Source organism: Corynebacterium genitalium ATCC 33030 (genome assembly GCF_000143825.1).
GTDB classification, from domain to species: Bacteria; Actinomycetota; Actinomycetes; order Mycobacteriales; family Mycobacteriaceae; genus Corynebacterium; species Corynebacterium genitalium.
On record NZ_CM000961.1, the window covers coordinates 1,353,028 to 1,376,858 of the forward strand.

The 23,831-nt window shown below is 62.1% G+C and carries 21 protein-coding genes; 13 read left to right on the forward strand and 8 right to left on the reverse strand.

Features of this window, described 5'->3' with window-relative positions; genetic code table 11:
• Positions 1-20: 20 nt before the first annotated feature.
• Positions 21-842, forward strand: coding sequence for a hypothetical protein (locus tag HMPREF0291_RS06360; RefSeq protein ID WP_156774817.1), 822 nt, complete (start codon positions 21-23; stop codon positions 840-842).
• The gene (locus HMPREF0291_RS06365) at positions 839-2,230 is read left to right on the forward strand and encodes a DNA polymerase IV (protein ID WP_005289586.1); all 1,392 of its coding nucleotides are present in this window, start codon (positions 839-841) and stop codon (positions 2,228-2,230) included. Before HMPREF0291_RS06360 ends, HMPREF0291_RS06365 begins: the two co-directional genes overlap by 4 nt.
• Here HMPREF0291_RS06365 and HMPREF0291_RS06370 read toward each other — a convergent pair.
• Together HMPREF0291_RS06370 and HMPREF0291_RS06375 are read right to left on the reverse strand one after the other, a co-directional pair.
• Positions 2,175-3,245 (reverse strand): sensor histidine kinase, encoded by a 1,071-nt coding sequence (locus HMPREF0291_RS06370; protein ID WP_005289588.1) that lies wholly within the window; start codon positions 3,243-3,245, stop codon positions 2,175-2,177. The genes HMPREF0291_RS06365 and HMPREF0291_RS06370 overlap by 56 nt on opposite strands.
• Positions 3,236-3,907 carry a response regulator transcription factor gene (locus HMPREF0291_RS06375; protein ID WP_005289590.1) on the reverse strand — a complete coding sequence of 224 codons (672 nt, stop codon included), beginning with the start codon at positions 3,905-3,907 and terminating at the stop codon, positions 3,236-3,238. The genes HMPREF0291_RS06370 and HMPREF0291_RS06375 overlap by 10 nt, the downstream gene beginning before the upstream one ends.
• 51 nt (positions 3,908-3,958) lie before the next feature.
• On the opposite strand from HMPREF0291_RS06375, the gene HMPREF0291_RS06380 reads away from it, so the two are divergent.
• Together HMPREF0291_RS06380 and HMPREF0291_RS06385 are read left to right on the forward strand one after the other, a co-directional pair.
• Positions 3,959-4,888: a hypothetical protein gene (locus HMPREF0291_RS06380; RefSeq protein ID WP_005289592.1), complete on the forward strand. Its 930-nt coding sequence runs from the start codon at positions 3,959-3,961 to the stop codon at positions 4,886-4,888.
• Entirely contained in the window at positions 4,885-5,727 is an 843-nt protein-coding gene (locus HMPREF0291_RS06385; RefSeq protein WP_005289594.1) for a trypsin-like serine protease, read from the forward strand. Before HMPREF0291_RS06380 ends, HMPREF0291_RS06385 begins: the two co-directional genes overlap by 4 nt.
• A gap of 1,344 nt (positions 5,728-7,071) precedes the next feature.
• Here HMPREF0291_RS06385 and HMPREF0291_RS06395 read toward each other — a convergent pair.
• The 3 genes from HMPREF0291_RS06395 to HMPREF0291_RS06405 all read right to left on the reverse strand — a co-directional run bounded on the left by HMPREF0291_RS06395 (position 7,072) and on the right by HMPREF0291_RS06405 (position 9,422).
• Positions 7,072-7,269, reverse strand: a complete 198-nt coding sequence (locus HMPREF0291_RS06395) for a hypothetical protein (RefSeq protein ID WP_156774818.1) — start codon at positions 7,267-7,269, stop codon at positions 7,072-7,074.
• Positions 7,270-7,283: 14 nt separating this feature from the next.
• Positions 7,284-8,258 (reverse strand): hypothetical protein, encoded by a 975-nt coding sequence (locus HMPREF0291_RS06400; RefSeq protein WP_156774819.1) that lies wholly within the window; start codon positions 8,256-8,258, stop codon positions 7,284-7,286.
• A 252-nt stretch (positions 8,259-8,510) separates the two neighbouring features.
• Entirely contained in the window at positions 8,511-9,422 is a 912-nt protein-coding gene (locus HMPREF0291_RS06405) for an asparaginase (protein WP_005289603.1), read from the reverse strand.
• 87 nt (positions 9,423-9,509) lie between these two features.
• Between HMPREF0291_RS06405 and HMPREF0291_RS06410 the strand changes: the two genes are divergently transcribed.
• Positions 9,510-10,217: a WKL family lipoprotein gene (locus tag HMPREF0291_RS06410; RefSeq protein ID WP_005289606.1), complete on the forward strand. Its 708-nt coding sequence runs from the start codon at positions 9,510-9,512 to the stop codon at positions 10,215-10,217.
• Here HMPREF0291_RS06410 and HMPREF0291_RS06415 read toward each other — a convergent pair.
• Complete coding sequence (locus tag HMPREF0291_RS06415) at positions 10,214-11,893, reverse strand: ABC-F family ATP-binding cassette domain-containing protein (RefSeq protein WP_005289607.1); 1,680 nt, start codon at positions 11,891-11,893, stop codon at positions 10,214-10,216. The genes HMPREF0291_RS06410 and HMPREF0291_RS06415 overlap by 4 nt on opposite strands.
• Position 11,894: 1 nt before the next feature.
• The gene (locus HMPREF0291_RS06420; protein ID WP_156774820.1) at positions 11,895-12,779 is read right to left on the reverse strand and encodes a hypothetical protein; all 885 of its coding nucleotides are present in this window, start codon (positions 12,777-12,779) and stop codon (positions 11,895-11,897) included.
• A gap of 44 nt (positions 12,780-12,823) precedes the next feature.
• Between HMPREF0291_RS06420 and lspA the strand changes: the two genes are divergently transcribed.
• The 7 genes from lspA (at position 12,824) to dnaE (ending at position 21,946) form a co-directional block, all read left to right on the forward strand.
• Positions 12,824-13,354: a signal peptidase II gene (gene lspA / locus HMPREF0291_RS06425; protein ID WP_040423602.1), complete on the forward strand. Its 531-nt coding sequence runs from the start codon at positions 12,824-12,826 to the stop codon at positions 13,352-13,354.
• A complete protein-coding gene (locus HMPREF0291_RS06430) occupies positions 13,347-14,270 on the forward strand; it encodes an RluA family pseudouridine synthase (protein ID WP_005289610.1) in 924 nt (307 codons plus the stop codon). Before lspA ends, HMPREF0291_RS06430 begins: the two co-directional genes overlap by 8 nt.
• A complete protein-coding gene (locus tag HMPREF0291_RS06435) occupies positions 14,267-14,791 on the forward strand; it encodes a hypothetical protein (RefSeq protein ID WP_005289611.1) in 525 nt (174 codons plus the stop codon). Before HMPREF0291_RS06430 ends, HMPREF0291_RS06435 begins: the two co-directional genes overlap by 4 nt.
• A gap of 66 nt (positions 14,792-14,857) precedes the next feature.
• Positions 14,858-16,333 (forward strand): efflux RND transporter periplasmic adaptor subunit, encoded by a 1,476-nt coding sequence (locus HMPREF0291_RS11310; RefSeq protein WP_156774821.1) that lies wholly within the window; start codon positions 14,858-14,860, stop codon positions 16,331-16,333.
• A 71-nt stretch (positions 16,334-16,404) separates the two neighbouring features.
• The gene (locus HMPREF0291_RS06445) at positions 16,405-17,094 is read left to right on the forward strand and encodes an ABC transporter ATP-binding protein (protein WP_040424334.1); all 690 of its coding nucleotides are present in this window, start codon (positions 16,405-16,407) and stop codon (positions 17,092-17,094) included.
• The gene (locus HMPREF0291_RS06450) at positions 17,081-18,379 is read left to right on the forward strand and encodes an ABC transporter permease (RefSeq protein ID WP_040423604.1); all 1,299 of its coding nucleotides are present in this window, start codon (positions 17,081-17,083) and stop codon (positions 18,377-18,379) included. The genes HMPREF0291_RS06445 and HMPREF0291_RS06450 overlap by 14 nt, the downstream gene beginning before the upstream one ends.
• A gap of 9 nt (positions 18,380-18,388) precedes the next feature.
• A complete protein-coding gene (dnaE, locus tag HMPREF0291_RS06455; RefSeq protein WP_005289615.1) occupies positions 18,389-21,946 on the forward strand; it encodes a DNA polymerase III subunit alpha in 3,558 nt (1,185 codons plus the stop codon).
• A 75-nt stretch (positions 21,947-22,021) separates the two neighbouring features.
• Here the strand turns inward: dnaE and HMPREF0291_RS06460 are convergent, their stop codons facing one another.
• Positions 22,022-22,414 (reverse strand): hypothetical protein, encoded by a 393-nt coding sequence (locus HMPREF0291_RS06460; RefSeq protein WP_040423606.1) that lies wholly within the window; start codon positions 22,412-22,414, stop codon positions 22,022-22,024.
• 124 nt (positions 22,415-22,538) lie between these two features.
• Here HMPREF0291_RS06460 and ilvA point away from each other — a divergent pair, with 124 nt between their 5' ends.
• Positions 22,539-23,822, forward strand: a complete 1,284-nt coding sequence (gene ilvA / locus HMPREF0291_RS06465) for a threonine ammonia-lyase IlvA (RefSeq protein ID WP_005289617.1) — start codon at positions 22,539-22,541, stop codon at positions 23,820-23,822.
• Positions 23,823-23,831: the final 9 nt, after the last annotated feature.

The window sequence follows — 23,831 nt, forward strand, 5'->3', positions numbered from 1 at the left end:
AATTCTGCTTGAATGGCGGCATGGGTAGGTCTCCGTCTTTGTTCGTGGTCAACCTCCCGGACGACGCGCGGGCCCACAAGGATCTCCAGTGGGCGCGCAAGCATTCGGTGCTCGGCTTCGCCAGCCGTTTTCGGGACCAGCCTGAGGTGGGCGACATCCTCATGCTGTGTGCCGGTGTGAAGGGAGGTAAACGCAAGGCCGTCGAGCACGTTCTTGTCGCCTCCGTTTTGAGCGCGCCTTTCCACCCCGACAAGGAGATCCCGCCGGTCAATTTGTCGTGGCCGTCTGAGGTGGAAGAACGCAAGCGGAAGTACATCCGCCGGGTGCCGGTGTCGTTTTTCGCGGAGCAGCGCGACAATGACGCGACTAAGCTCGCCCCGCTTTTTGACGCTCTCCGCCGCTCCGGCAAAAACGCCACCCCTCGCAAGGTCGAGGCCTCCCGGAAGGATCTCGACACCGTCGCCAGAAACTTCTGGTTCGGAAGTTGGGCGGAGTTGGAGCGCGCGAAATCATTCCCGTTCCGCGCGATCGATACGCTGGTGACCCGCGCCGAGGATGAAGCGCGGGCCCACTACGAGTCGCAGGGATGGAATGTCATTCACGTCGGCCACCCGCATAACTTTCTGTGCCGGAAGGACGGGGAGGAAAAGCGTGTCATGGTCAAAGCGTCCGACACTCAAGCGATCCACTTGGTACCGTCTGAACTGGCCAGCGCACGCGAGCAGACCACCGACCTCGTTGTTGTCAGCCCCGATGACAACATGCGCATCCTGCCGGACTGGCACCCGCTGGATGCAGACCTCACCACTTCCGAATTCGAGTACCACCTGCCTGAAGGATGACAGAACACTCCCGCTGGGTCCTCCACATCGACATGGACGCCTTCTACGCGTCGTGCGAGCAGCTGACCCGTCCCACGCTCAAGGGCCGGCCCGTCCTTGTCGCCGGTGTCACGGGCAGGGGAGTGGTTGCCGGAGCGAGCTACGAGGCCCGCAAGTTCGGGGCGCGTTCCGCCATGCCCACCTACCGCGCCACCCGGCTCGTCGGCCCGCAGGCAGTTCTGGTCACACCACGAAGGAAGGTGTACACGACCGCCTCACGGCGCGTGTTCGAGATCATCGCCCGCCACGTCGACGTCGTGGAGCAGCTGTCCATCGACGAGGCATTCATGGAGCCGCACGAGCTCCAAGGCGCCACGCCTGATGAGGTCCGCGACTGGGCGAACACCCTGCGCGACCAGATCCGCGAGGAGACTGGTTTGCCCAGCTCGATCGGTGCCGGCAGCGGCAAGCAGTACGCCAAAATCGGCTCGGGCCTGGCCAAACCCGACGGCACGTACATCATTCCGAAAGCCCAGCAAACGGATATCCTCCACCCTTTGCCCGTCAAGGAGCTGTGGGGTGTAGGGCCGGTGACAGGGGCGAAGCTCACTGGCGCTGGCATCGAGACCATCGGAGACTTCGCGGCCATGACGGAAAGGGAGGTGGATATTGCTCTGGGGGGAGTCGTCGGCAAGCAATTGTGGATGTTGGCGCGCGGCATCGACGACCGCGACGTCAAACCGCGCGCCGAGTCGAAGCAGATCTCCGCGGAGCACACGTATCCGCAGGATCTGACCACCACAGCAGAAGTTGAGGCCGCCATCAGGCGCGCGGCATCCGACGCGCACCGCCGTTTGCTTATCGACGGCCGCGGCGCCCGCACCGCCACCGTCAAACTCAAAATGGCCGACTTTCATATTGAGTCCCGCTCAACAACGCTGCCGTACGCGACGGACGACCTGGAAACCTTGGTTGCGGCGGCCTTTCGTATCGCCCGCTACCCGGACGAGCTCGGACCGATCCGGCTGGTAGGCGTGGGTTTTTCTGGCCTGGAGGACGTCATGCAGGACACGTTGTTCCCGGAGTTGGACCAGGCGATCATCCCGCACCGGGTGATCCCGGAAGAAACGGGAGTGAGTGACCTTGCCGACGCACCCTTGCCCGCATTTGAGGAGGCGGCGAAAACCGGTTGGGCGGCCACCCAGGATGTGTTCCACCCCGAGTACGGCCACGGCTGGATCCAAGGGGCAGGCCACGGGTTTGTCACCGTCCGGTTTGAAACCCGCGCCACGGGCCCGGGGAAGGTGAAGAACTTCCGTGCGGACGACCCGGATCTTGTTCCTGCTGACCCGGTCAATTCTCTCGCGTGGGAGGAGTGGCTGGAGCTGCAGGAGCAACAGGGAGAATAAGACCGGCGGTCAGCCCGCCTTCTGCCCGGGCGTGGAGTTCGAGGCGGCCGCCGTGGGACCGGGCGATTGCATCGGTGAGCGCAAGGCCGAGTCCGTGGCCGTCGCCGACGCGGTTGGTGCCGCGGGTGAACGGTTCAGTGAACGTCGCGACGGCATCAGGGTCGAGCACAGCGCCGTCGTTCGTCACCACCACGCGGGCTTCATGGCCGTCGCTGGTCAAGCTCAGCCGCATGTTCTCACCGTGAGTCTGCGCGTTGCGCACCAGGTTCGACACAGCGTGGCGCAGCAGGACGGCGTCGCCCATGACGGCCACGTGGTCGTCGCCCCCGCAGATCTCACCGAGGTCGACGGGGGCGAGTTCGGGGTTCTCCGCTCGTGCGAGGTCGAGAAGCGCACTGACCATCGCGGCGTTGTCGGCGTTGACGGAACGGATCTGGGTCAGGGCTGTGCGCAGATGCTCGGCATCCTCAGGGGTAGCCAGCGCGACGTCTGCGACAGTCTGGATGGTGGCAATCGGCGTTTTCAGCTCGTGGGAGGCGTTCGCCGCGAACCGCTTCTGGGCGGTGATCGAGTCCTCGAGCGAATCAAGCATCGTGTCGAGGGCGGAGGCGAGGTCGCCGACTTCGTCGTCGGCGCCGTCATACCCGGTGCGCTGCTCCAGATCGCCCGCGGTGACCTGGCGTGCGGTGTGCGCCAGGCCGGATAGCGGAGTGATCACCCAACCGGCCACGAACCAGCCGATCAGGCCGGACAAGGCCGTGAGCAGCAGAAGGCCCACAACGGAGACAATGAGCACGACCCGCAACACTTCGTCGGCGACGGGCACCGCCCCGTCGATGACGGCACCCGCAGCACCTTCTGCACCCCCTGCATCCCCTGCATCCCCGCCGGGGAATTCAGCCCGGAACGGCACCGGGGTGAGCTTCAAGTAGGCGTACACCAGGGCGGTCAATGCCGCACCGGCGAGAAACGTGGTGAGCACGAACATGGCTGCGATGCGGGCTCTCAAGGACATGCGTAATACCCCTCACCGGGCTTGGTGCGGATGATCTGCGGTTCCCCGAGCTTCTTGCGCAAGTAGGAAATGGTCACACGCGGGGAGTTGGTGAAGGGGTCGGCGTTTTCGTCCCAGGCGCGCTCAAGCAGCTCCTCGGCGGAGATCACGGCGCCGTCTTCTTCCATGAGCACTTCCAGTACCGCGAACTCTTTCGGCGATAGCGCGATTTCTTCCTCACCGCGCATGACGCGCCGGCGTGCCGTGTCCAGCCGCACATCGCCGCAGACCAGCACCGTACTGCGCGCCGGGGACGAGCGCCGGCCCAGAGCACGCACCCGAGCAATGAGCTCGGGGACGTCGAACGGTTTGGGCAGATAGTCGTCGGCCCCCGCACCGAAGCCGCTCAACCGGTCGTCCAAGGTGCCCGCGGCGGTGAGCATGATCACCCGCAGGTGCGGGTAGTCGGCCACAATGCGGGCGCAGATGTCGTCGCCGTGCACGCCGGGTACGTCGCGGTCGAGGACGACCACATCCACATCCGGGGCGTGGGCGTGGAGGTACAGCAGGGCCGAGGTGCCGTCGTAAAGCGCATGTGCCTTCATGCCCTCCCTGTTCAACGCGACCTGGAGGGCGTCGGCGAGGTAGACCTCGTCGTCGACAATGAGCACGCTCAGATTCATGGTTGCCGATCTTAACGCTCTCGCAACATCGGCCGTTTTACCCTGTGGACCATGCCGAAACGGATAGTGGGACTCGACGCCGCACGTGCCGTGGCGATCATCGCGATGATGGCCGCGCACCTGACGCTGGCGGGCACGCAAACGCTCGGGATCGTGGGCCAGCTGCTCTACGGTTTTCCCTCAGCGCTGTTCGCGGTGCTCGCCGGAATGTCGATGACGCTCATGCAGCCGGACCCGCTGAAGTTCACCGTGCGCGGTCTGGTGCTTATCGCGCTGCACTTCGTGCTGCAGCTGTTTTCGGGCGACATCTATGTGGTCCTGCTCAATTTCGGTATCTGCATGATCGTGCTGGGGTGGGTGACTGCGTGGCCGTCGCGCAATCTCGCGGTGCTGCTTGTCGCACTCACCGCGGCGTCCGCGCTCATCCACCAGTTCGTGGTTCCGCCCGTGGACATCCTCGGTTACCCGTACCCGCTGGCGGTGTGGGCCACGCTCATGGTGGCGGGCATGCTCATGCGCCGGCACCTGCACAGTGTGCGGCATTACGTGCTCGGCCTGGTGGTCGGCAGTGCGCTTGTCGCAGGCAACATCGTCGCACGGTACTACTTCGTCCCGGGCGAAGCCCTCCAGTGGCTCGAACCCCTCGGCCACACCGGCGGAGTGCTGAACATCATCGGCTCCATCGGAATGGCTGCGGCAGTCTACAGCCTCTGCTGCCTGCTCAACCCCCGCTTCCTGCAGCCGCTGGGGTCGATGCCGCTGACTATCTACAGCCTGCACATCCTCACCGCACAGTGGATGCAGTGGATGGGGTTCACGGGCGGTTTCCTAATCAGCGTCATCACCGCGTTAGCGTTCGCGTTCGCCTGGAAGCACTTCTTTAACCGTGGCCCGCTGGAAGAAGCCGTCAAGCGCATCACCGACCTCACCCCGCATACCCCTTTGACCACGTCCCACCAACCTGAACAGGAGAAGAAATGAAGAAGATTCTGCCGGCCATCATCACCGCAGCACTGCTCAACCCGTCGGCCGCGTTGGCGATGGAAAGCACCGACTTCGCCGGCGACACCCCCGAAGCCGACACCGTCGTGTCCCTGCGCATGCAGGACGACGAACCGGAAGACGGCACCTGCACCGGCACCGCGATCGCCCCGCATTGGGTGCTCACAGCGCGCCATTGCATGGAGATGTTCGACACACCCGGCGGCAGCGTGCGCACCCTCCAGGGCGACCAGCAGCGCACCTACGCCGTGGACCGGTGGGAAAAAGCGCCCATCGGCGACATCGGGCTCATCCACACCGTGGAGGACATGCAGCTGCGCACCTACGCCACGCTGCCCGACGTTGAGCTGGCCAACGGGGAGGTCACCGTCTATGGCTGGTCTTCCGACGGCTCCGGCGGATCCGAGAAACTGCCGGTAGCCACAGGCACCTCGGAGGTCAGCGACGAAGCGCCCGCGCTTTTCGACGCCCCCTCAGCCGCCGTGGTCACCCTCGCCAACGGCGCGCGCATCCAGCCGGGCGACTCCGGCGGCCCGATCTTCCAGGACGGGCGCATCGCCGCCGTCATGTCCGCCGGCCTGTTCACCAACCCCGACAACCCCTCCGAAGAGGAGCTGCTGAGCAACCCCAAAGTCGCCGTGGCACCCGTGGCCAGCCAGGTGGAGTGGATCAAGAGCGTGATCTCCGCCCCCGAGCCCAGCCCGGAGGAGCGTATGCCGGAAGAAGAGAGAAGCAAGTTCCCCCTCGGCGTGGTCATCGCCTTCGGCGTCTTCGTCGCCGCCCTGGCGGCCTTCGGGATTAGCCGAACACGGTCCTAGGGTCGAGCGGGCCAAGGGTTTGTCACCGTGCGGTTTGAAACCCGCTGTCAGCGCTCTTTGAAAAGTAGCCCAAAACGCTCCTCGAAAAGTAGCCCATCCGAAAAAGATTGGATGGGTGATTTCATTGGAGAATGGGCGCACATCCGGTCAACTCGTTAGCGTGGGAGGATTGATTGGAGGCGCGCTGAGAACCATCGCGAAACGGCTAGAGGGACTTCACTCCGCGCACTTGGCGCTGACGCTCAGGATCGTGGGCTAATTGCTCTAAGGTTCTCCCCAGTGCTGTTTGTGGTGCTGGCCGGAATCAGATGACGCTCATGACGGCTGACCCGCTGAAGTTCACCGTGTGCGGGCTGGTCTCATTGCTCTGTACCTAGTGCTGCTGCAGTTTTCGTGCGATATTTCCCTTTTCCTGCTTCACTTCCAGCTCTGCATGATCGCCTTGGGGCGGGTAACAACACGGTCATCGCGCGATTTCACCGTGTTGCTTGTCGTTCATCGCGGTGTCCGCGCTTATCTGACGGTTCGTGCTCGCGCCCGTGGACATCCACGGTCACCCGTACCTGCGGCGGTGTTGGCTCTGCGCATGGTGGCGGGCATGCGTACTCGCTGGCACCTACCCCCCTTGCTCCAATGCGTGCTCGGTAGGGTGTTCGGCGGTGCGCTCGTGGGGGCAACATCCTCGCGTGATCCTAGCTCGATCTGAGTGGACCCTTCCATCGGCTCGAACCCCTCGGTCACACTGGTGGCGTACTGGACATTGGACCATTGCACTTGGACGCGGCGGCTTACAGTCTCTCCTTCCCTCTAACCCCCGTTTCCTGCAGCCGCTCGGGTCCATGCCACTAACGGTTTACCACCTGCACATCCTCACCGCGCAGTGGATGGGGTTTCCAGCTGGCTTCTTGGTCAGCGACATCGCCGTCTTCGCGTTCGCGAGGAAGCGACTCTTCGAGCGCGGCCCGCTGGGGGACACCATAAAACCCAACTTGAGCGATAGAGCCTGGCCGGTTTTTGAGGCAGGATAGGGATGAGAGATACTACGACTTTCTCAGATGGCCGTACTACCAACGTTGTACGTTCGCCGGGCCGTTGACCGAGACCAGTAGTCCAAATGGTGAGCGAGACTAAACACGCTCGCATCCTCTAGGCGAGCCAAGCGGGGCGGACTGGTGGCGTGATTTCTTCCTTGGAACCAATTCCCTAAAACCTTACAAGTGTAAAGAGACACCTGCGATTTTTCTAGCCGTAAACACTGTCTTTGGTTTCACGGTGGTTGCTTGGGGCGGGCGTTCGAACCTAGTTGAGCTAGGGGCCAAGGAAGCGAGCAGGGTTAACGCCCGATCATCTTTCCGCGTTTTTCTTCATCGCCAACTTGAGCACCAGCGATAACGCCCAGATTAGGCCGGCGTAGGCGCTAATTTGGGCGGCTAATCGCAGGTTGTCGGACAATATCCCTATCAGAAGAGCCAAGGCGATGAGCGAGAATCCAATGGCTAAACGTTCTATAACGATTGCTTTCATCGGTTTATCACGCTTCATCGATCTGCCATCTTTCATCGGTAGGCTGACGGTTGACTGCAGTTCTTCTTGTCCACTTTAACCCACCTGCGCTGTGGAGAATTTACCAGCGGGATTTGGTAGCAGCTGCGAAAGTCGAACCGAGAAGGTGCGGTTATGATGCGTTTGAAGTGCCCGAACGTCATTCCAGGGACCGCGTAGCAAAGCGCTTTGGCGGCTCTCCCGTATATGCCAGGAATCTTGTCATCGACAGTGCATAGTGCGATCTGGGCCCCGAACCCTAGAGTTGCTAGCATTCTCCCCGCTCCTTCGGCCTCATATCCCCAAAGGTTAAGGTAAATATTCCGACCAAAAGTTAACTTGGGATCTGCCACCACTTCGGAAGCTCCGTTTTCCGTGATCTGTAGAAGATTGTCCCCTTCGATACGGTAGCTAGTATCTTGCAAATCCCCGTCGACTGAAACGGCGGTAGGCGGCTCAATGAACGACTGAACCCTCATCGTTCCTTCGTATGGATCTGTGTAGACCAAATCGATAGCACCGTCTTCTCCCTGACCAAGGCTGACGTTCTCTGGCAAATCGAAATTCCATTCAGCTTTGTGCTCACCAGGCTGGAGGATCTGATAACCGGCGACGTATTCGTCTGATTGCTCCAAAACAACCTGGCCATTCGATGAGTATTGGGAGTTAACCTGTTCCAGGTGCACCCCCTCAGGGTTGGATACCCGAATTTCGCCGAAGCTTGTTTCAGCAATCAGAGTGTCGTCCGCAATCGCGAGATTTGTGATCACTCCGTTTTCTAGCCCCGCTGTTGCTGACGGGTCCGCGGCGGTATCGTTGGCATCTTTGACTTTGAGCACGCTCTCGTGGGCTTCTGACATGTATGGGTGCTGCGCTTCAACCTCCGGTGTTGGTGTGCTGGCTGAAACGATTGGAACGAGCACCGTGGTAAAGGTCAAGCCTATTGCCAACACTGTGGCAGATGTGCGATACGGAAACATAACCATCACTGGTCCCTTTCTGGCCTCTACTAGTTTGGTCGAAAAAACCAAACTATGTAAGATGTTAAACGATTGGTGCGCGACAAAGAGTAGCTTGAGAAAACTAATTTAGTATGGGGGTGATCTTGAGGGGTAGTTTTGCGGTGGTGTTGAAGGTTCGAAGTGGTGTTCGAGACGAAATATGAAAACTCGCCACTGGAGCATCGGTTGAGTGAGGGGGCGAGTTGCTTTTCGAGATTGTTTTTAAGCGTTGGCAGGTTTTCAGCCCAGCACGCTCGTAGGGTCCAACCCCACCCGCAGCGCGACCGCCAAGGCCATCCTGGCTTGGCCTGCGCGCAGGGGCCCGGACGGGATCGCGCCGAACGCGCCTAAGGTGCTGCCGCCACCGGGCCCGCCGTAGGCGAATTCGACGGAGCCCAACGGCACCGAGGTGGTGACCACCACCGGGATCGTCCGCAGTGCTCTTTCAATCGCCGCGCCCATCTCGTCGGAGACGTTGCCGGCGCCGAGCGCTTCCACCACAAGGCCGTCCGCGCCATCCGCGCCATTTACGCCGGAGTTCACCGCGTAGTCGATGAGCTCACCGCCAGCGCCAGGCCACGCCCGCACAATGGGGATGTTCACGCCAGCCAATGCCACCGGGGGAACTGGTTGCGGGCGGGTGGCCGGGTTCAGCGCGAACGGGATCATCGCCGCCGTGTCCTGTTTGAACAACCCCCGCGCCGGGAGCACGCCGCCCACGCACACCGTGACACCCTCGGCATCACCCGCCACGGTATCCCGCGCAGCCAGCTCGATTGCTCGGCGCAGGTTGCCCGGCCCGTCGTCGGCACCCATTGCGCCCGTGACCACAAGCGGCTTGTCCGAGGTGTGGAACATGTCCAGCACGATCGCCGTGTCGGCCAAAGAGTCGGTGCCGTGGGTGATGACGACGCCGCTCACGGAGGCGTCGTCAAGCTGCGCGTGCACTTCCGCAACGAGCCTGTCCACGTCTTCCAACGTCATCGACGACGAGTCCACCGCCCGCAGATCCACCGGGCGGCATACGCCTTCGATGTTCGGCGCGGCACGCTCGATGAGATCCGCCGCGGTCAGCTTGGGCACGAGCGCGCCGGTCTCATCCGGGACGCAGGCGATCGTCCCGCCGGTGGCAATCACGGCAATTGTGCTCATATCTCAAGGTTGCCACAGGCGTGCCAATTTGAGCTGGCATGCACAAGCGGTAACGTTGACCCAGTTAAGGGAACAGAAGGAGAGATAGTGAAAGCACGCAAACTTATCGCCGTCACCGCCGCGTTCGGTGCAGCGTTGAGCCTGGCAGCCTGCTCCGACGAGGAGAACGGCGCAGAAGAGACTGCCGTGGCCACCGAAACCAACGTGGCCACCGAGCAGGCCGCTCCTGCTGAGATGCCCAATGCTGTGCAGCTCAACGAGATCCTGGCCCGCGCCACCGACCCGAACCTGCCGATGGAGGAGCGCACCCGCACCGTCCAGGGCGGCGAGAACGCTGTCGAGCTGTTCGACGTCATGACGAAGGCCAAGCAGGAGTCCGGCGCCGACTTCCAGGTCGTCGAGCCGATTCTGCCCGGCTACACCCCGAACGAAGTTCTCGCAGCCGTGAACTTCACCCAGCCGGAGCAAGGCCCCTCCGTCGCAGAGAACGTGTCCTTCGTCTATGAGAACGGGGCCTGGAAGCTGTCCCAGTCGTGGGCGTGCATTCTGATCCGCAACACCGTGGCCCCGGAACAGGTCCCGCAGATGTGCGAGGCAACTCCGGAAGGTGAGGGCGTTGCTCCGGCACCTGCGCCCGAGGGTGCGCCTGCACCTGCTCCGGAGGGTGCGCCTGCACCTGCTCCGGAGGGTGCGCCGGCACCCGCACCAGGCGGCGCACCGGCACCGGCACCGGCTCCTGAAGGTGCTCCGGCACCGGCACCTGCTCCTGAAGGTGCTCCGGCACCGGCCCTCTAAGCTTCCGGGTTTTCTTCGCGCCACACCTCTTCCGTCCACAGCGTGGACAGGGTGAGGATCGTGGCGCGATTGTCTTTCTGCTCAATGCGCCGCCGCCAGTTGCGGCGGACCCACCGGTCGTGGGAGGTCATGATGACTGTGCCCTCGAAATCCAGCAATGCCTCTTCGAGTTCTTCGGCGAGGACGAGGGAGAGGTGGTTGGTCGGCTCGTCGAGAAGCAGTAGATCCGGCGGGTTGGACAGGATCAGGCCCAGCGAAACACGGCGGCGTTGACCCAGGGACAGGTCGTCGAGGGGCTGTGCGGCCTGGTCTTCCGTCATCAGTCCCATCTCGACGATGTTCGGCAGAATGTCGGCGGGGGTGCGCGACAGATCGGTCCAGTCGTCGTCCTGCTCCAGGCGTGCAACAGTCATTTCATCGGGCATGATGATTTCGCCGTTGTAGTCGGTGAGTTCGCCGTCGATGATTTTCAGCAGCGTCGACTTGCCCGACCCGTTCGGGCCTTCGACAAGTAGCTGCTGGCCCGGCTGAACTTTGATGCTCAGCGGAGCGAGCCGGTCCGGGACGGAGAGGTTCTTCGTCACTACGGCAGGGACTCCCAGCGATGTCGCGGTGTGCTCCGGCAGGCCCTGGAAGCGCAGCCGCTTCGGCGGTGCCGGGATTTGGTAGCGCTCGAGTTTCTCCAGCCGCGATTCGGCTGCTTTTCGTCGGTTTCCCACCGTTTTCGCAGCCTTGTCAGCGTAGTACTTCGCGGCTGCGCGGGTTTCCGTCTTAGCTTCATGCGAGTGGAACACGTCGTCCTCGGTTTGGTGGGCGGCCTTTTCCAGCCGCTCACGCTCGTGTTCCTGAGCTGCGTAGTCGGTGGCCCAGCGGGCGCGGCGCTTCTCGCGGGCCTCGAGGTAATCGGAGAAGGAGCCGGAGAATTTCGCTCCCTGCTTTGTCTCTTCACCCATACCGCCTTCAGGGCCGAGCCCAGGGTCGAGATCGACCAAGCTGTCACAGGCGGTGTCCAGGAAGTAGCGGTCGTGGGAAGCAGCCAGCACAGGCCCTTTGAATGAGGTGAGCTCGTCGACGAGGAAGTCCACTGCTTCGTCATCGAAGTGGTTCGTTGGCTCGTCGAGAACCATGGCGTCCACCGGGCGCAGCAGCAATGTGGCCAGCGCGAAGCGGCGTCGCTGCCCGCCGGACATCTCGCCGAGCGGAGTCGCCAGATCTACCCCTGCCAGACCTAAACCGGCCAGCACGGTGGCAATGCGCGCATCCAGTTCCCACACGCCGGAATTCTCCGCGCGTGTCAGAGCCACATCGAAGCGTTCCGCTAGACCGGCATCAGCGGGGTTGTCCGCCATTTGCTCCGACAAGGCTCCGATCTCGCGCTCAACGCCGCGGAGTTCGTCCACGGCGGCGTCGATAAGCTCCGACGCGGGGGACGTGAACGGCAGTGAAGTCTCTTGGGCGATGAACCCCGTCACAGGTGGGGTGATGATCGTGCCTGCGGTCGGCTTGTTATCGCCGGCGATAAGGGAGAGCAACGTCGACTTGCCGGAGCCGTTCTCACCGATCAGCCCCGTGACAGAACCGGACGGCACTGCAAAGGAGATATCGGTGAGTACGCGGTGGCCGTCGGGGTAGGAAAAGGAGACTCCGTCAAGTCCGATGTGCAGCGGGGCAGGCATGTTATTTCCCGTAGGTCGTTGCGGTGGTCACGTCCTGGACCACTTTGAAATCGGGGTTGGGGCCGTTGTAGACGGTGCGGGTCGTCGCGGCGTTCTGGCCCTGCGTGGGCAGCGGTTTCGTGAGGTCCACTGTGATGGTCGCGTCGGACGTGGTCGACCACTCATCAGCCGTCAACGTGCCGCCGGCCTGGGTGTCGTCGATGGTGAGCTCTGTCTCCGTCGGCTCGTCTTCGATGTCGAGGGACAGGACGACGGTGTCACCATCGAGGGAGTCCACGGTGTAGCGCGTCGTGCGCAGCATGTGGGCACCGCCGATCGTGCGCGTTTGCACAGTCCACGTCGCTCCCTCGCCGACGGGCTCAATGGGAAACACCGGTTGGGCGGCAAGAACCTGGAGCAGAGCACCCTCAACAATCGCGCGCCCTTCGTCGGAGCTGCCCTCCGGTGGAAGCAGCTTGATGTCCTGGATATTGCCGTGGACGTCGTGCTGCCACCGCATGCGGAAGTCCTCCGCAGTCAGGGAGTCCGTGCCGGCATCCAAGTTCGAATGCTTCGGCTCACCGACCCTCGCCTCGGAGGCATCGTCTGCGATGTAGATAGTCAACGGCAGCGTGACCTTGTCCACGTCACCGCCGGCCGGGGCCTCGGGGTCGACGCTGTCGGTGGCTACTGCGCCTTGAGCCACGCCGTAGGAGACCTCAACGGTCGTGGTTTGCTCCCCGCCTGAATACACCAGCTGACGCTTCTCACCGTCGCCCTGGTCTTCCAGAGTCACGGTGGCGGTGTCGACCTCGAAGGCTGGGACATCGTCCATCGGGTCGGTTTTCGCGCATGCGCTCAGCCCGAGCGATGCGGCAAGCAGCAGGGAAAGGAACCGATATCTCACACATCGAACCTACCGCACTGCCAAGCGACTACAGTAAGGCGACGATGACCACAGAAAGCCGAGCTACCCGCACCCGCCCTTATGTTCCGCTCATCGTGAGCGTCATGGCCGCGGTCGGTGTGATCGATCAAATCCTCAAACAGACCATGGTCACGGTGCTCACCCCGGGTGAGCCGGTGTATCTGATCGGCGACTGGTTCCGTCTTTACCTGCTGTTCAACCCCGGCGCGGCCTTCTCCATGGGCCAAAACTCCACGTGGATCTTCACCACGATCCAGCTCGTCTTCGTTGTCGGCGCGCTCCTTGTGGCCCCGCGGATCCGCGATAAGTGGGAGGCGCTGGGCATCGCGCTCATCGCCGGCGGCGCGCTGGGCAACCTCATCGACCGCCTGTTCCGCGATCCGGGATTCTGGTTCGGGCACGTGGTGGACTACATCTCCGTCGGCAGCTTCGCGGTGTTCAACGTCGCGGACATCGCCATCAATGTCGGGGTAGCGGTCTTCGTGCTCTCCTTGTTCCTGGGGGACAACAATGAAGATAAGGATGAGGACAAAGACGGGGGCAGCAATGAGTAGGTACCGTTCGCTCGTTGTTCCGGAGGGGCTCGACAGCATGCGTGTCGACGCTGCCGTGGCCAAAGCATTCGGTCTGTCGCGCACTGTCGCGGCTGAGCTCATTGAAGCGGGCGAGGTGCTTATCGACGGCTCCCGAGTGACGAAATCCGACCGCGTCTCCACCGGGCATAGCCTCGAGGTGACCTTGCCGGAGCCGAAGCAGGCGCCGATGCCGAAGGAGGAGATCGTTGAAGGTCTGACGGTGCTGTACGACGATGATGACGTCATTGTCGTGGACAAGCCCGTCGGCGTTGCCGCGCACCCGACGCTGGGTTGGGACGGCCCCACGGTGGTGGGCGGGCTGCAAGCCATGGGCTACCAATTGCCCGATGCAGGCCCGCCGGAGCGCAAGGGCATTGTGCAGCGGCTCGACGTGGGTACCTCGGGTGTCATGGTCGTGGCCAACTCGATCCCGGGGTACTCGGTGCTCAAGCGCGCGTTCAAAGAGCGCACGGTGGAGAAGACTTATCACGCCGTCGTGCAGGGTTTGCCCGATCCGATCGTGGGAACGATCGACGCGCCGATTGGCCGGCACCCGTCGTCGGGGTGGAAGTTCGCCGTCACCGCAGACGGGCGTCACTCAGTCACCCATTACGAGGTTCTCGAGGCGTTCCGGGAAGCAAGCCTGCTGGAAGTCCACTTGGAAACGGGACGCACGCACCAGATCCGCGTCCACATGTCCTCGGTGGGCCACCCCTGCGTGGGGGATCCGATGTACGGCTCCGACCCGAACTTGGGCAAGCGGCTGGGGCTGATCCGGCAGTGGTTGCACGCCACTGCACTCGGTTTCGTCCACCCCGGCACCGGTGTGTGGATGGAAGTGGAGTCACCCTATCCACCCGACCTTCAGCACGCAGTGGACGTGCTGCGGGCATGAGAAAGTTCCCCACTGCACTGACCGCCGTCATCGGGGTGCTCGCTGTCTCGGTGGTTCTCATCACCGGGATCTGGCTGTTGGGAACCCGTACCGGATTTGAACCGGCGCCCCAAGGCGACCAGCTCGGTCCAGACGCGGGGGAGAGTGCGCAGGAATATGCGCAGCGAGCGTCGATAAGCATGCGCAGCGCTCCGGGCGACGAGCGTGTCTTCGCCCTGGTCACGTTCTCACCGGCGTTGAGCGCGGAAGAGGCCGCGGATGTCTTGGAGCCCATTGGTCGAGTGAACGCGATTCTGCCGCCCGAGTCGCATCCGCTGCCTGTCGGGGAGGGCGACCGCGCGCACAATTTCACCGTGGCAACCGAAGAAGACCTTGCTGGAGTAGTCGTGTGGGACACCGGCGACGCGTTGCGCCAGCTCGCCGACAACGAGCGGGTGTGGTCCGTCGAGGCGCTTCCTCCCGATGCCGTGTGGGGAGCCTTTGCCATTCGCCCCGTCGATACTCTCGGGGGTGAATTATAAGGATGACGGTGTAATGTCAAGAAGAGCTTGAAGCCCAAGCGACCCTGTTTGATCGATGATCAGGAGATGACATTGTCTTCTTTCCGCACTGCCCGTAAAACTGGAGTGTCCCTGGCTGTTGCCTCGACCCTATTCTTTGCCTCGGCCTGCGGCATGGGCGGCGGGGGAGATGCCGCCTCCGGTGACCTCGGCTCCGGCGACTACCAGGTCGTTGCGAAAGAAGGCGTGGTCAACAGCATTGTCGTCGACGGGTCCGTCGCGCCGATCAAGCAGGCTGGCATCTCCTCCGCTATGGCAGCACCCGTTGAGAAAATTCACGTGCAGCTGGGCGACAAGGTGAAAAAGGGCCAGCTCCTGGTCACCATGGACACCTCTGCCGGCCCGCAGCTGCAAAGCCAGGGTGCTGGGGCGGAAGCACTTGAAATGGATGCTGCGGGCAGCCTGCACGAGACCCTCTTGGATGCCGGCAGTGCCATCGAGGACTGCCTGAAACCGTTGCTGCCGGGCCACCCGAAACCCGGTAAACCGTGCGCCCCGCCTCCGCCCCCGCAGGGACAGCCGGCACAGCCGGGCAATTCTGGTCCGAGCAGGGAAGAGGTCGAGCGTGCGCTGGGTGAAGCCCACGCGCAAGGCCGCGAGCAGGGGCAGCGCGAAGCACAGCAGGCCATTGAGCAGCAGATGATGGACGCGCAGGGGGCTCCGGGTGCCCCAGGTGCCCCAGGCGTTCCTGGCCCAGGAATGGGCGATCCGGCAGCTGATCCGGCCACACAAGAAATGCTCATGCAGCAGCAGGCTCAGGCCCAGGCTGAAGAAAGCATCCAGGAATACGAGACGCCAGATCCAGAAATCTACGCCCCCATGGACGGTGTGGTGACCAAGATCGAGGCGGAGGAGGGATCGCCGGCCGCGGGTGGCCTGATGACCGTGTCCGATACCTCGCGCTTCCTCGTCCGCGCCAACGTGCGCGAGTCCGATGTGGCCAATGTGCGCGAAGGAAACCGCGTCACCTTCACCACCCCGGTGACGGATGACAAGGAGTTTGAGGGCCGCGTGCGCCGTGTCGCCCCTATGGCTGACGGGGATCCCGCCGGCGCGGGTGCTGAAGCCGCCGCGCGTGCGATGCAGGGCCAGGGCGGCGACAAGAAGGACACCGGTGTCACCTTCCCGGTGGAGATTGAGGTCACTGGCGATACCAAGGACTTGCGCTTGGGAGCGTCCGCGCGGGTGGAGATCATCACCGATGAAAGCCCGGATGGATTGAGCATCCCACGCGACGCTGTGTTCGACGGCAACAAGGTGCTCGTGCTCGCCCGCGAGAACGAGGACGCCACCACGGGCAAGATCGAAGAGCGCACTGTGGAAACCGGTGTGAAGAACGACACCGACATCGCTATCACCGGAGGAGACCTGAAGGAGGGCGACACGGTCATCGCCTGGCCGGACGATTATCGCGATCGCATCGGTGAAGAAGTGACCATCGCCGATGACACATCCGCTGACAAGTCCGGTAACAAACCCGCCGATAAGTCCGCGCAGGAGTAACCACCGTGACGGAAACTCCCGCAGCTGACCAGCCGCAGCTGGTCAAGATCGATCCTGACCAGCTCATTTTCATGCGCGGCATCATCAAGAAGTACAACGAGGGCAAAGACACCGAGCTCACGGTGCTTCACGGCATCGACTTCGACACCAAACAGGGTGAGTTCGTCTCCATTGTGGGCCCGTCCGGTTGCGGTAAATCGACCCTGATGAACCTGATCGGCATGCTGGATAAGCCCACCCACGGCGGTTACGCCTTCAACGGTGAAGATGTCTTCCAGAAAAACGACACGGAACTGGCGACGTACCGCTCCCAAAACATCGGCTTCATCTTCCAGAACTTCAACTTGGTCGGCCGCATCAATGCGCTGCAAAATGTTGCCATGCCGATGATGTACGCGGGCGTCGGCAAGCGCGAGCGCGAAGAACGCGCCGCAGAGCTGCTCGAGATTGTCGGCATGGGTGACCGCCTCACGCATGAACCGAATGAGCTTTCCGGTGGTCAGAAGCAGCGCGTGGCCATTGCGCGCAGTCTGGCGAACGACCCGGATTTGCTGCTTGCGGACGAACCGACGGGTGCCCTCGACTCCCAAACCGGACGCATGGTCATGGATCTTTTCCACCGTCTCAATCAGGACTACGACAAAGCCATCGTCTTCATTACCCACAACCCAGACCTAGCCGAAGAGACGCAGCGGATTGTGGAAATGAAGGACGGCCACGTTGTGGATGTGCGCGCAGGAGGTGCCCATGGAGCTGCGTGAATCAATCAACCTGGCCACAAGCAGCCTGCGCACGAATAAACTGCGCTCCATTTTGACCCTGCTGGGCATCATCATCGGCATCATGGCCGTGATCATCATCATGACGCTCGGCCGCGGCCTGCAGAACCAGGTGATGAGTGGTCTGGAAGACATTGGCGCGTCCCGGCACGTGGTGATGATCGCCCAAACTCCAGACGAAGAAGAAGCGATGCCGGAAGACGAGTTCTCCGGCGGCATGGACATGCCGGTCGATGATGAGTCCGACATGGTTTCTATCGACGAGCTCGGCGAGATCCGGGAGCATTTCGGTGAGCGGGTCATCGGTGTGGATATCTCCGAGATGGTTCCTGCGGAGACGAAATACGGCGAGAAGACAGCATCTGCCGATATCAATCCGGTGCTTGCGGATTCCTTGGGCGTTCGCGCCATCAACGTTGAATTCGGTCGGGGAGTGACGCAACAGGACATTGATACCGAGCGTCCCGTCGCGGTGATTTCGCAGGAGCTTGTCGACGCATTCTTTGACGGCGACGCAGCCGCCGCCCTCGGTGAGCGCATCGATATCGAAGGCGATTCCACCGGGGTGTTCACCGTGATCGGTGTCGCCGAAGCCGAGGAAGAAAATGCCGATAGCTTCGGTCAGATGCAGGCCTATGGTCAGATCTATATCCCGTTGAGCTCACTCGAGCGGATCGCCGAACCCATTGAAAGCGTCAACATGTTCATCGTGCAGACCACGGGTGATGAGGACCCGGCTGAGTTCCGCAACGAGCTGCAGAGCTACATGGACCGCCAGTACGCGCACAATGACAACGCCGAAGCGCAAGTCATCGACATGGAGTCGTCCCTCGAGGGATTCACAGCCATCTTTGGCGCCATTAGCTCGGTGATCGCGTCCATCGGTGGTATTTCTCTGCTCGTCGGCGGAATCGGCGTGATGAACGTCATGCTCATCACCGTCACCGAACGCACCCGGGAAATCGGTGTGCGTAAGGCGCTCGGCGCGACCCGCCGCGACATCCGCACCCAGTTCATCGTAGAGGCAGTGATGGTGTGTCTGCTCGGTGGAATCATTGGCGTGCTACTCGGCGGCCTCATCGGCGTGTTGTCGAGTGGCTTGCTCGGCTTCATCGAAGGTGACTCCTACGGCCCGGTGGCATTCCCACCGATCGGGGCAGTGGTGTTCTCGCTGTTGTTCTCAATGGGTATCGGCGTCTTCTTCGGTTTCTACCCGGCAAACAAGGCTGCCAAGATGCAACCGATCGACGCTTTGCGCTACGAGTAGACTCTCCTCATGGCCAAAAAATCCTCCTTTGTCCACCTGCACAACCACACCGAGTTCTCCATGCTCGACGGCATGGCCAAGGTGGATCTGCTGGCGGAGGAGGTCTCCCGCCAGGGCATGCCCGCGGTCGGCATGACCGACCACGGCAACATGTTCGGGTCGAATGCGTTCTACCGCCGGATGACAGACGCGGGCATCAAGCCCATCATTGGCATCGAGGCCTACATGGCACCCGAGTCGCGCTTCAATAAGAAGCGTGTGCTGTGGGGCACTCCGGACCAGAAGGGCGATGACGTTTCCGCCTCCGGTGCGTACCTGCACCAGACCATGTTGGCGGAGAACGCGACAGGGTTGCGCAACCTGTTCCGCTTGAGCTCGCTGGCATCTTACGAAGGTCAGCTAGGTAAGTGGCCGCGTATGGATGCGGAGCTCATCGCCGAGCATGCCGACGGCATTATCGCCACGACGGGGTGCCCGTCCGGTGATGTGCAAACGCGCCTGCGATTGGGCCAGTACGACCAGGCACTCGAGGCCGCTGCGATGTGGCAGGACATCTACGGCAAGGACAACTACTTCCTCGAGCTCATGGACCACGGTCTGACCATTGAACGCCGCGTCCGTGAGGATTTGCTGCGCATCGGCGAAGCTCTAGACCTGCCGCCGTTGGTTACCAACGACTGCCACTACGTGCTGGAATCCCAGGCACCCGCCCACGAGGCGATGCTGTGTGTCCAGACTGGTAAGACGCTGCTGGACCCGGACCGGTTCAAGTTCGACGGCACCGGCTACTACATCAAGTCCGCCGAGCAGATGCGCAACGATTGGGATGACATGGTGCCCGACGGCTGCGACAACACTCTCTGGGTCGCTGAGCGCGTCGGCGACTATGGCGAGTTGTGGGCGGAGCACCCGCACGACCGCATGCCGATTGCCACCGTGCCGGAGGGGGAGACCCCGACGACGTGGCTGCGCAAGGAAGTGCACCGCGGCCTGGATGAGCGGTTCGAGGGCAAGGAGGTGCCGGAGGACTACCGCACCCGCGCCGACTACGAGATCGACGTCATCGACATGAAGGGCTACCCGTCCTACTTCCTCATCGTCGCTGAGCTGATCAAGCACGCACGTTCCATCGGTATCCGCGTTGGTCCGGGCCGTGGTTCCGCAGCAGGTTCCCTGGTCGCGTACGCGCTGACCATCACCAATATCGATCCGATGGAGCACGGCCTGCTCTTCGAGCGTTTCTTGAACCCCGAGCGTCCGTCCGCACCCGATATCGATATTGACTTCGACGACCGCCGCCGCGGCGAGATGCTCACCTATGCAGCAGAGAACTGGGGCGAGGACAAGATCGCCCAGGTGATCACCTTCGGCACCGTGAAGACGAAGCAGGCGATCAAGGACTCCGCCAAGGTCAACTTTGGCCAGGAAGGTTTCCAGAAAGCCGACCGGATCAACGCTGCACTCCCACCGGCGATCATGGCGAAGGACATCCCGCTGTCTGGTATTACCGACCCGGAGCACGACCGCTACTCCGAGGCCACTGAAGTCCGCTCGATGATTGAGACCGACCCAGACGTGGCGAAGATTTATGAGACGGCGCGGGGTCTGGAAGGCGTCGTCAGGCAAGCGGGCGTGCACGCGTGTGCCGTGATTATGGCGTCGGTGCCGCTTATGGACCACATCCCGATGTGGAAGAGGCCTGCCGACGGCGCACTGATCACCGGTTGGGACTACCCCGCGTGTGAGGCCATCGGTCTGCTGAAGATGGATTTCCTGGGGCTGCGTAACCTCACGGTGATCGGTGACGCCATCGAGAACATTGAGAAGAACCGCGGCGAGACCATTGATCTTGAGGCATTGGACACGGACAATGAAGCGGTCTACGAGCTGCTGTCCCGTGGTGACACACTCGGTGTGTTCCAGCTCGACGGCGGCGGCATGCAGGAGCTGCTCAAGCGCATGAAGCCGACCGGCTTCAACGATATTGTCGCCTCGTTGGCGCTCTACCGTCCCGGCCCGATGGGTGTGAACGCGCACTGGGATTACGCGGACCGCAAGAACGGCCGCAAGCCGATCACTCCGATCCACCCGGAGCTGGAGGAGCCGCTCAAGGAGATTCTCGATGAGACGTACGGTCTGATCGTTTACCAAGAGCAGATCATGAACATCTCCCAGAAGGTGGCCAACTACACCGCCGGCCAAGCAGACGGCTTCCGTAAGGCGATGGGTAAGAAGAAGCCCGAGGTGCTCGCCCAGGAATACGAGAAGTTTTCCCAGGGCATGTTCGACAACGGTTACTCTAAGGCTGCTGTCGACGCTCTGTGGGGCACGATCGAGCCGTTCGCGTCCTACGCGTTCAACAAGTCCCACGCCGCTGGTTACGCGCTCGTGTCTTACTGGACGGCCTACCTGAAGGCGAACTACGCCGCGGAATACATGGCCGCTCTGCTGACCTCCGTCGGTGACAAGAAGGACAAGTCCGCGATCTACCTGGCTGACTGCAGGCACCTGGGCATCTCGGTGCTCCCGCCGGACATTAATGAGTCTGAAGAGACTTTCATGGCTGTGGACAAGGACATCCGTTACGGCCTTGCCGCGATCCGCAATGTCGGTGCAGAAGTGGTGGAGTCCATCATGGAGTCCCGCCGCACCAAGGGCGCTTTCACGAACTTCTCCGATTACCTGGACAAGATCGATCTGCTGCCGTGCAACAAGCGCATTACCGAGTCGCTGATCAAGGCGGGCGCGTTCGATTCATTGGATCACCCGCGCAAGGGTTTGCTGTTGGTTTCCGACGACGCTGTGGATTCGGTGCTGACCACGAAGAAGGCGGCCGACAAGGGGCAGTTCGACCTGTTTTCTGCCTTCGGGGGAGACCAGGAGGCCACGAACGCGTTTTCCATTGAGGTGCCTGACGACGAGTGGGAGAAGAAGCACAAACTCGCCCTCGAGCGTGAAATGCTCGGTTTGTATGTCTCGGGCCACCCGCTCGACGGTTTCGAGGAAGCCATTGACGCCCAGACCGACACTCCGCTGCCGAAGATCCTAGAAGGAGAGATGCGCCACGGTGATGAAGTGACCATCGGCGGCATTATTTCCGGCGTGGATCGGCGGTACTCGAAAAAGGACGGTTCCCCATGGGCCATCGTCACCCTCGAGGACCACCACGGTGCGCAGGTCGAAGTGCTACTGTTCAACAAGGTCTACGCGCTGGTGGCGCCGCAGATCGTCGAGGACAACATCATACTGGTCAAGGCGCACGTGTCCATCCGCGACGACCGCATGAGCCTATTCGGCGACGACGTGAAAGTCCCAGAGCTCGGCCCCGGTAACGGTGCCGGTCTACCGTTGCGCCTGACTCTGAAGACGGAGCAGTGCACGATGGACAACATCCGCAAACTCAAGCAGGTTCTGTCGAATAACCCGGGTGACTCGGACGTCTACTTGAACCTGGTCAACGGTGACCAGTCCCAATTGATGATCTTGGGGGACCACCTGCGAGTAGAAAGATCCGGCAGCCTCATGGGCGATTTGAAGGCCGCCATGGGTGCCGGAGTCCTGGGATAGAAAAAGCTGGCGAGCGCATCTACTCGCCAGCTAACGTGCCGGGATAACTAGCTCAGCTAGCTATCTACCACGCGTCTACTTCTTGAAGAGGGACTCGAACTGCGCCTTCGCAGCCGGGTTGATCTTGATGATCAGCGCGGCGAGCTGAGTGGCCACGGTAACCACGCCGGCAAGAGCAGCGACGATGGCGCTGACCGACTCAAAGTGGTTGGAGTTAACGTACCTCTCGAGGCGGTTCAGGCCGGAAGAACCGAAGCTGCCGTCCAGTGGTCCCTCACTGGACGCGCCGTTCTTGTTCCAAGGGTCCTTGGAATCACCGTTTTCTTCCTTGTCGTCGTCAGACGGGGTGTCGTTGCCCTCGTTTTCGGCAGAAATGTTCTGAGCGTTCTCAGCAAAAGCGGGGGTGACGGAACCGAGGATGAGGGTGGTGGACAGGGCGGCGGCGACAAGGCCAGTGCGCTTCTTCACGGGGAAAGACTCCTTCAAAAAGTACGCTTGGGGCGTACATGCAATGTGCAGTAAGTGGATTAGAAACCGCGAAGAAGTTTAGTCGCTTTCCGGGCGAAATCCAAGGGGTCTAAGATGATCTTCTATGACTTCCGCGCCTGATTTCACGCCCGTGCACGCCTCCGATATCCAGGGTGCGCAGGCTGGAATTTCCAGCGTCATCGCGCCCACTCCGTTGCAGTTCTGCCCGCGCTTGTCGCAGCAGCACGGGGTGGAGGTGTACCTGAAGCGGGAAGACCTCCAGGACGTGCGGTCGTACAAGATCCGCGGCGCCTACTACAACATTTCCAACTTGAGCGATGAGGAGAAAGCGGCTGGGGTCGTCGCAGCGTCGGCAGGCAATCATGCGCAAGGGGTGGCGTACGCGTGCCGGGCGATGGGCATTGACGGCAAGATCTTCGTGCCCAAGCGGACCCCGAAGCAGAAACGCGACCGGATCATGGTCCACGGCGGGGACAGCGTGGAACTGGTGCTCGTGGGCAACAACTTCGACGAAGCCGCGGAAGCAGCGCGCCGAGATGCGGAAGAACGCGGTGCCACCCTCGTGGAGCCTTTCAACGCGCGTGACACCGTCATCGGTCAGGGCACCGTTGCGGCAGAAGTGCTCACGCAGCTGACCGGTTTCGGCAAATCGCTCGATTCCATCTTCGTCCCCGTTGGCGGTGGGGGTCTGATCGGAGGAATCGCCGCCTACCTCGCCGACATGTCGCCGCGCACGGCCATCATCGGTACTGAGCCAGCAGGCGCTGCGTCCCTGGCAGCTGCGATGAACGCGGGCGGACCGGTCACGCTCGAGGCGATTGATCCGTTCGTCGATGGGGCCGCGGTCAAGCGCATCGGCGACGTCAACTACCGCATCATCGAGGAAAACCAGGGACGCATCCACATCGTCGACGTCGATGAAGGCGCTGTGTGCACGAACATGCTGGACCTGTACCAGAACGAGGGCATCATCGCGGAGCCTGCGGGCGCGCTGTCGGTCACCGCGCTCGATGAGGTCAAGCTCGCACCAGGCAGCACGGTCGTCTGCGTCATCTCCGGCGGCAACAATGACGTGCTGCGGTACGCGGAGATCATGGAGCGCTCCCTAGTCCACCGCGGGTTGAAGCACTACTTCCTGGTCAACTTTGCTCAGGAGCCGGGCCAGCTACGCCGTTTCCTCAACGATGTGCTGGGCCCGGACGACGATATTTCGCTGTTCGAATACCTGAAGAAGAACAACCGGGAGACCGGTGCCGCGCTCGTCGGCATCGAACTGGCTCGCGCGACGGATCTCGATCCGCTGCTTGCGCGCATGGAGGATGCCTCCTTCGACTGTCAGCGCCTCATGCCGGGCACACCGGAGTACGAATTCATCGTCACCGGTTAGCGCGAGTCA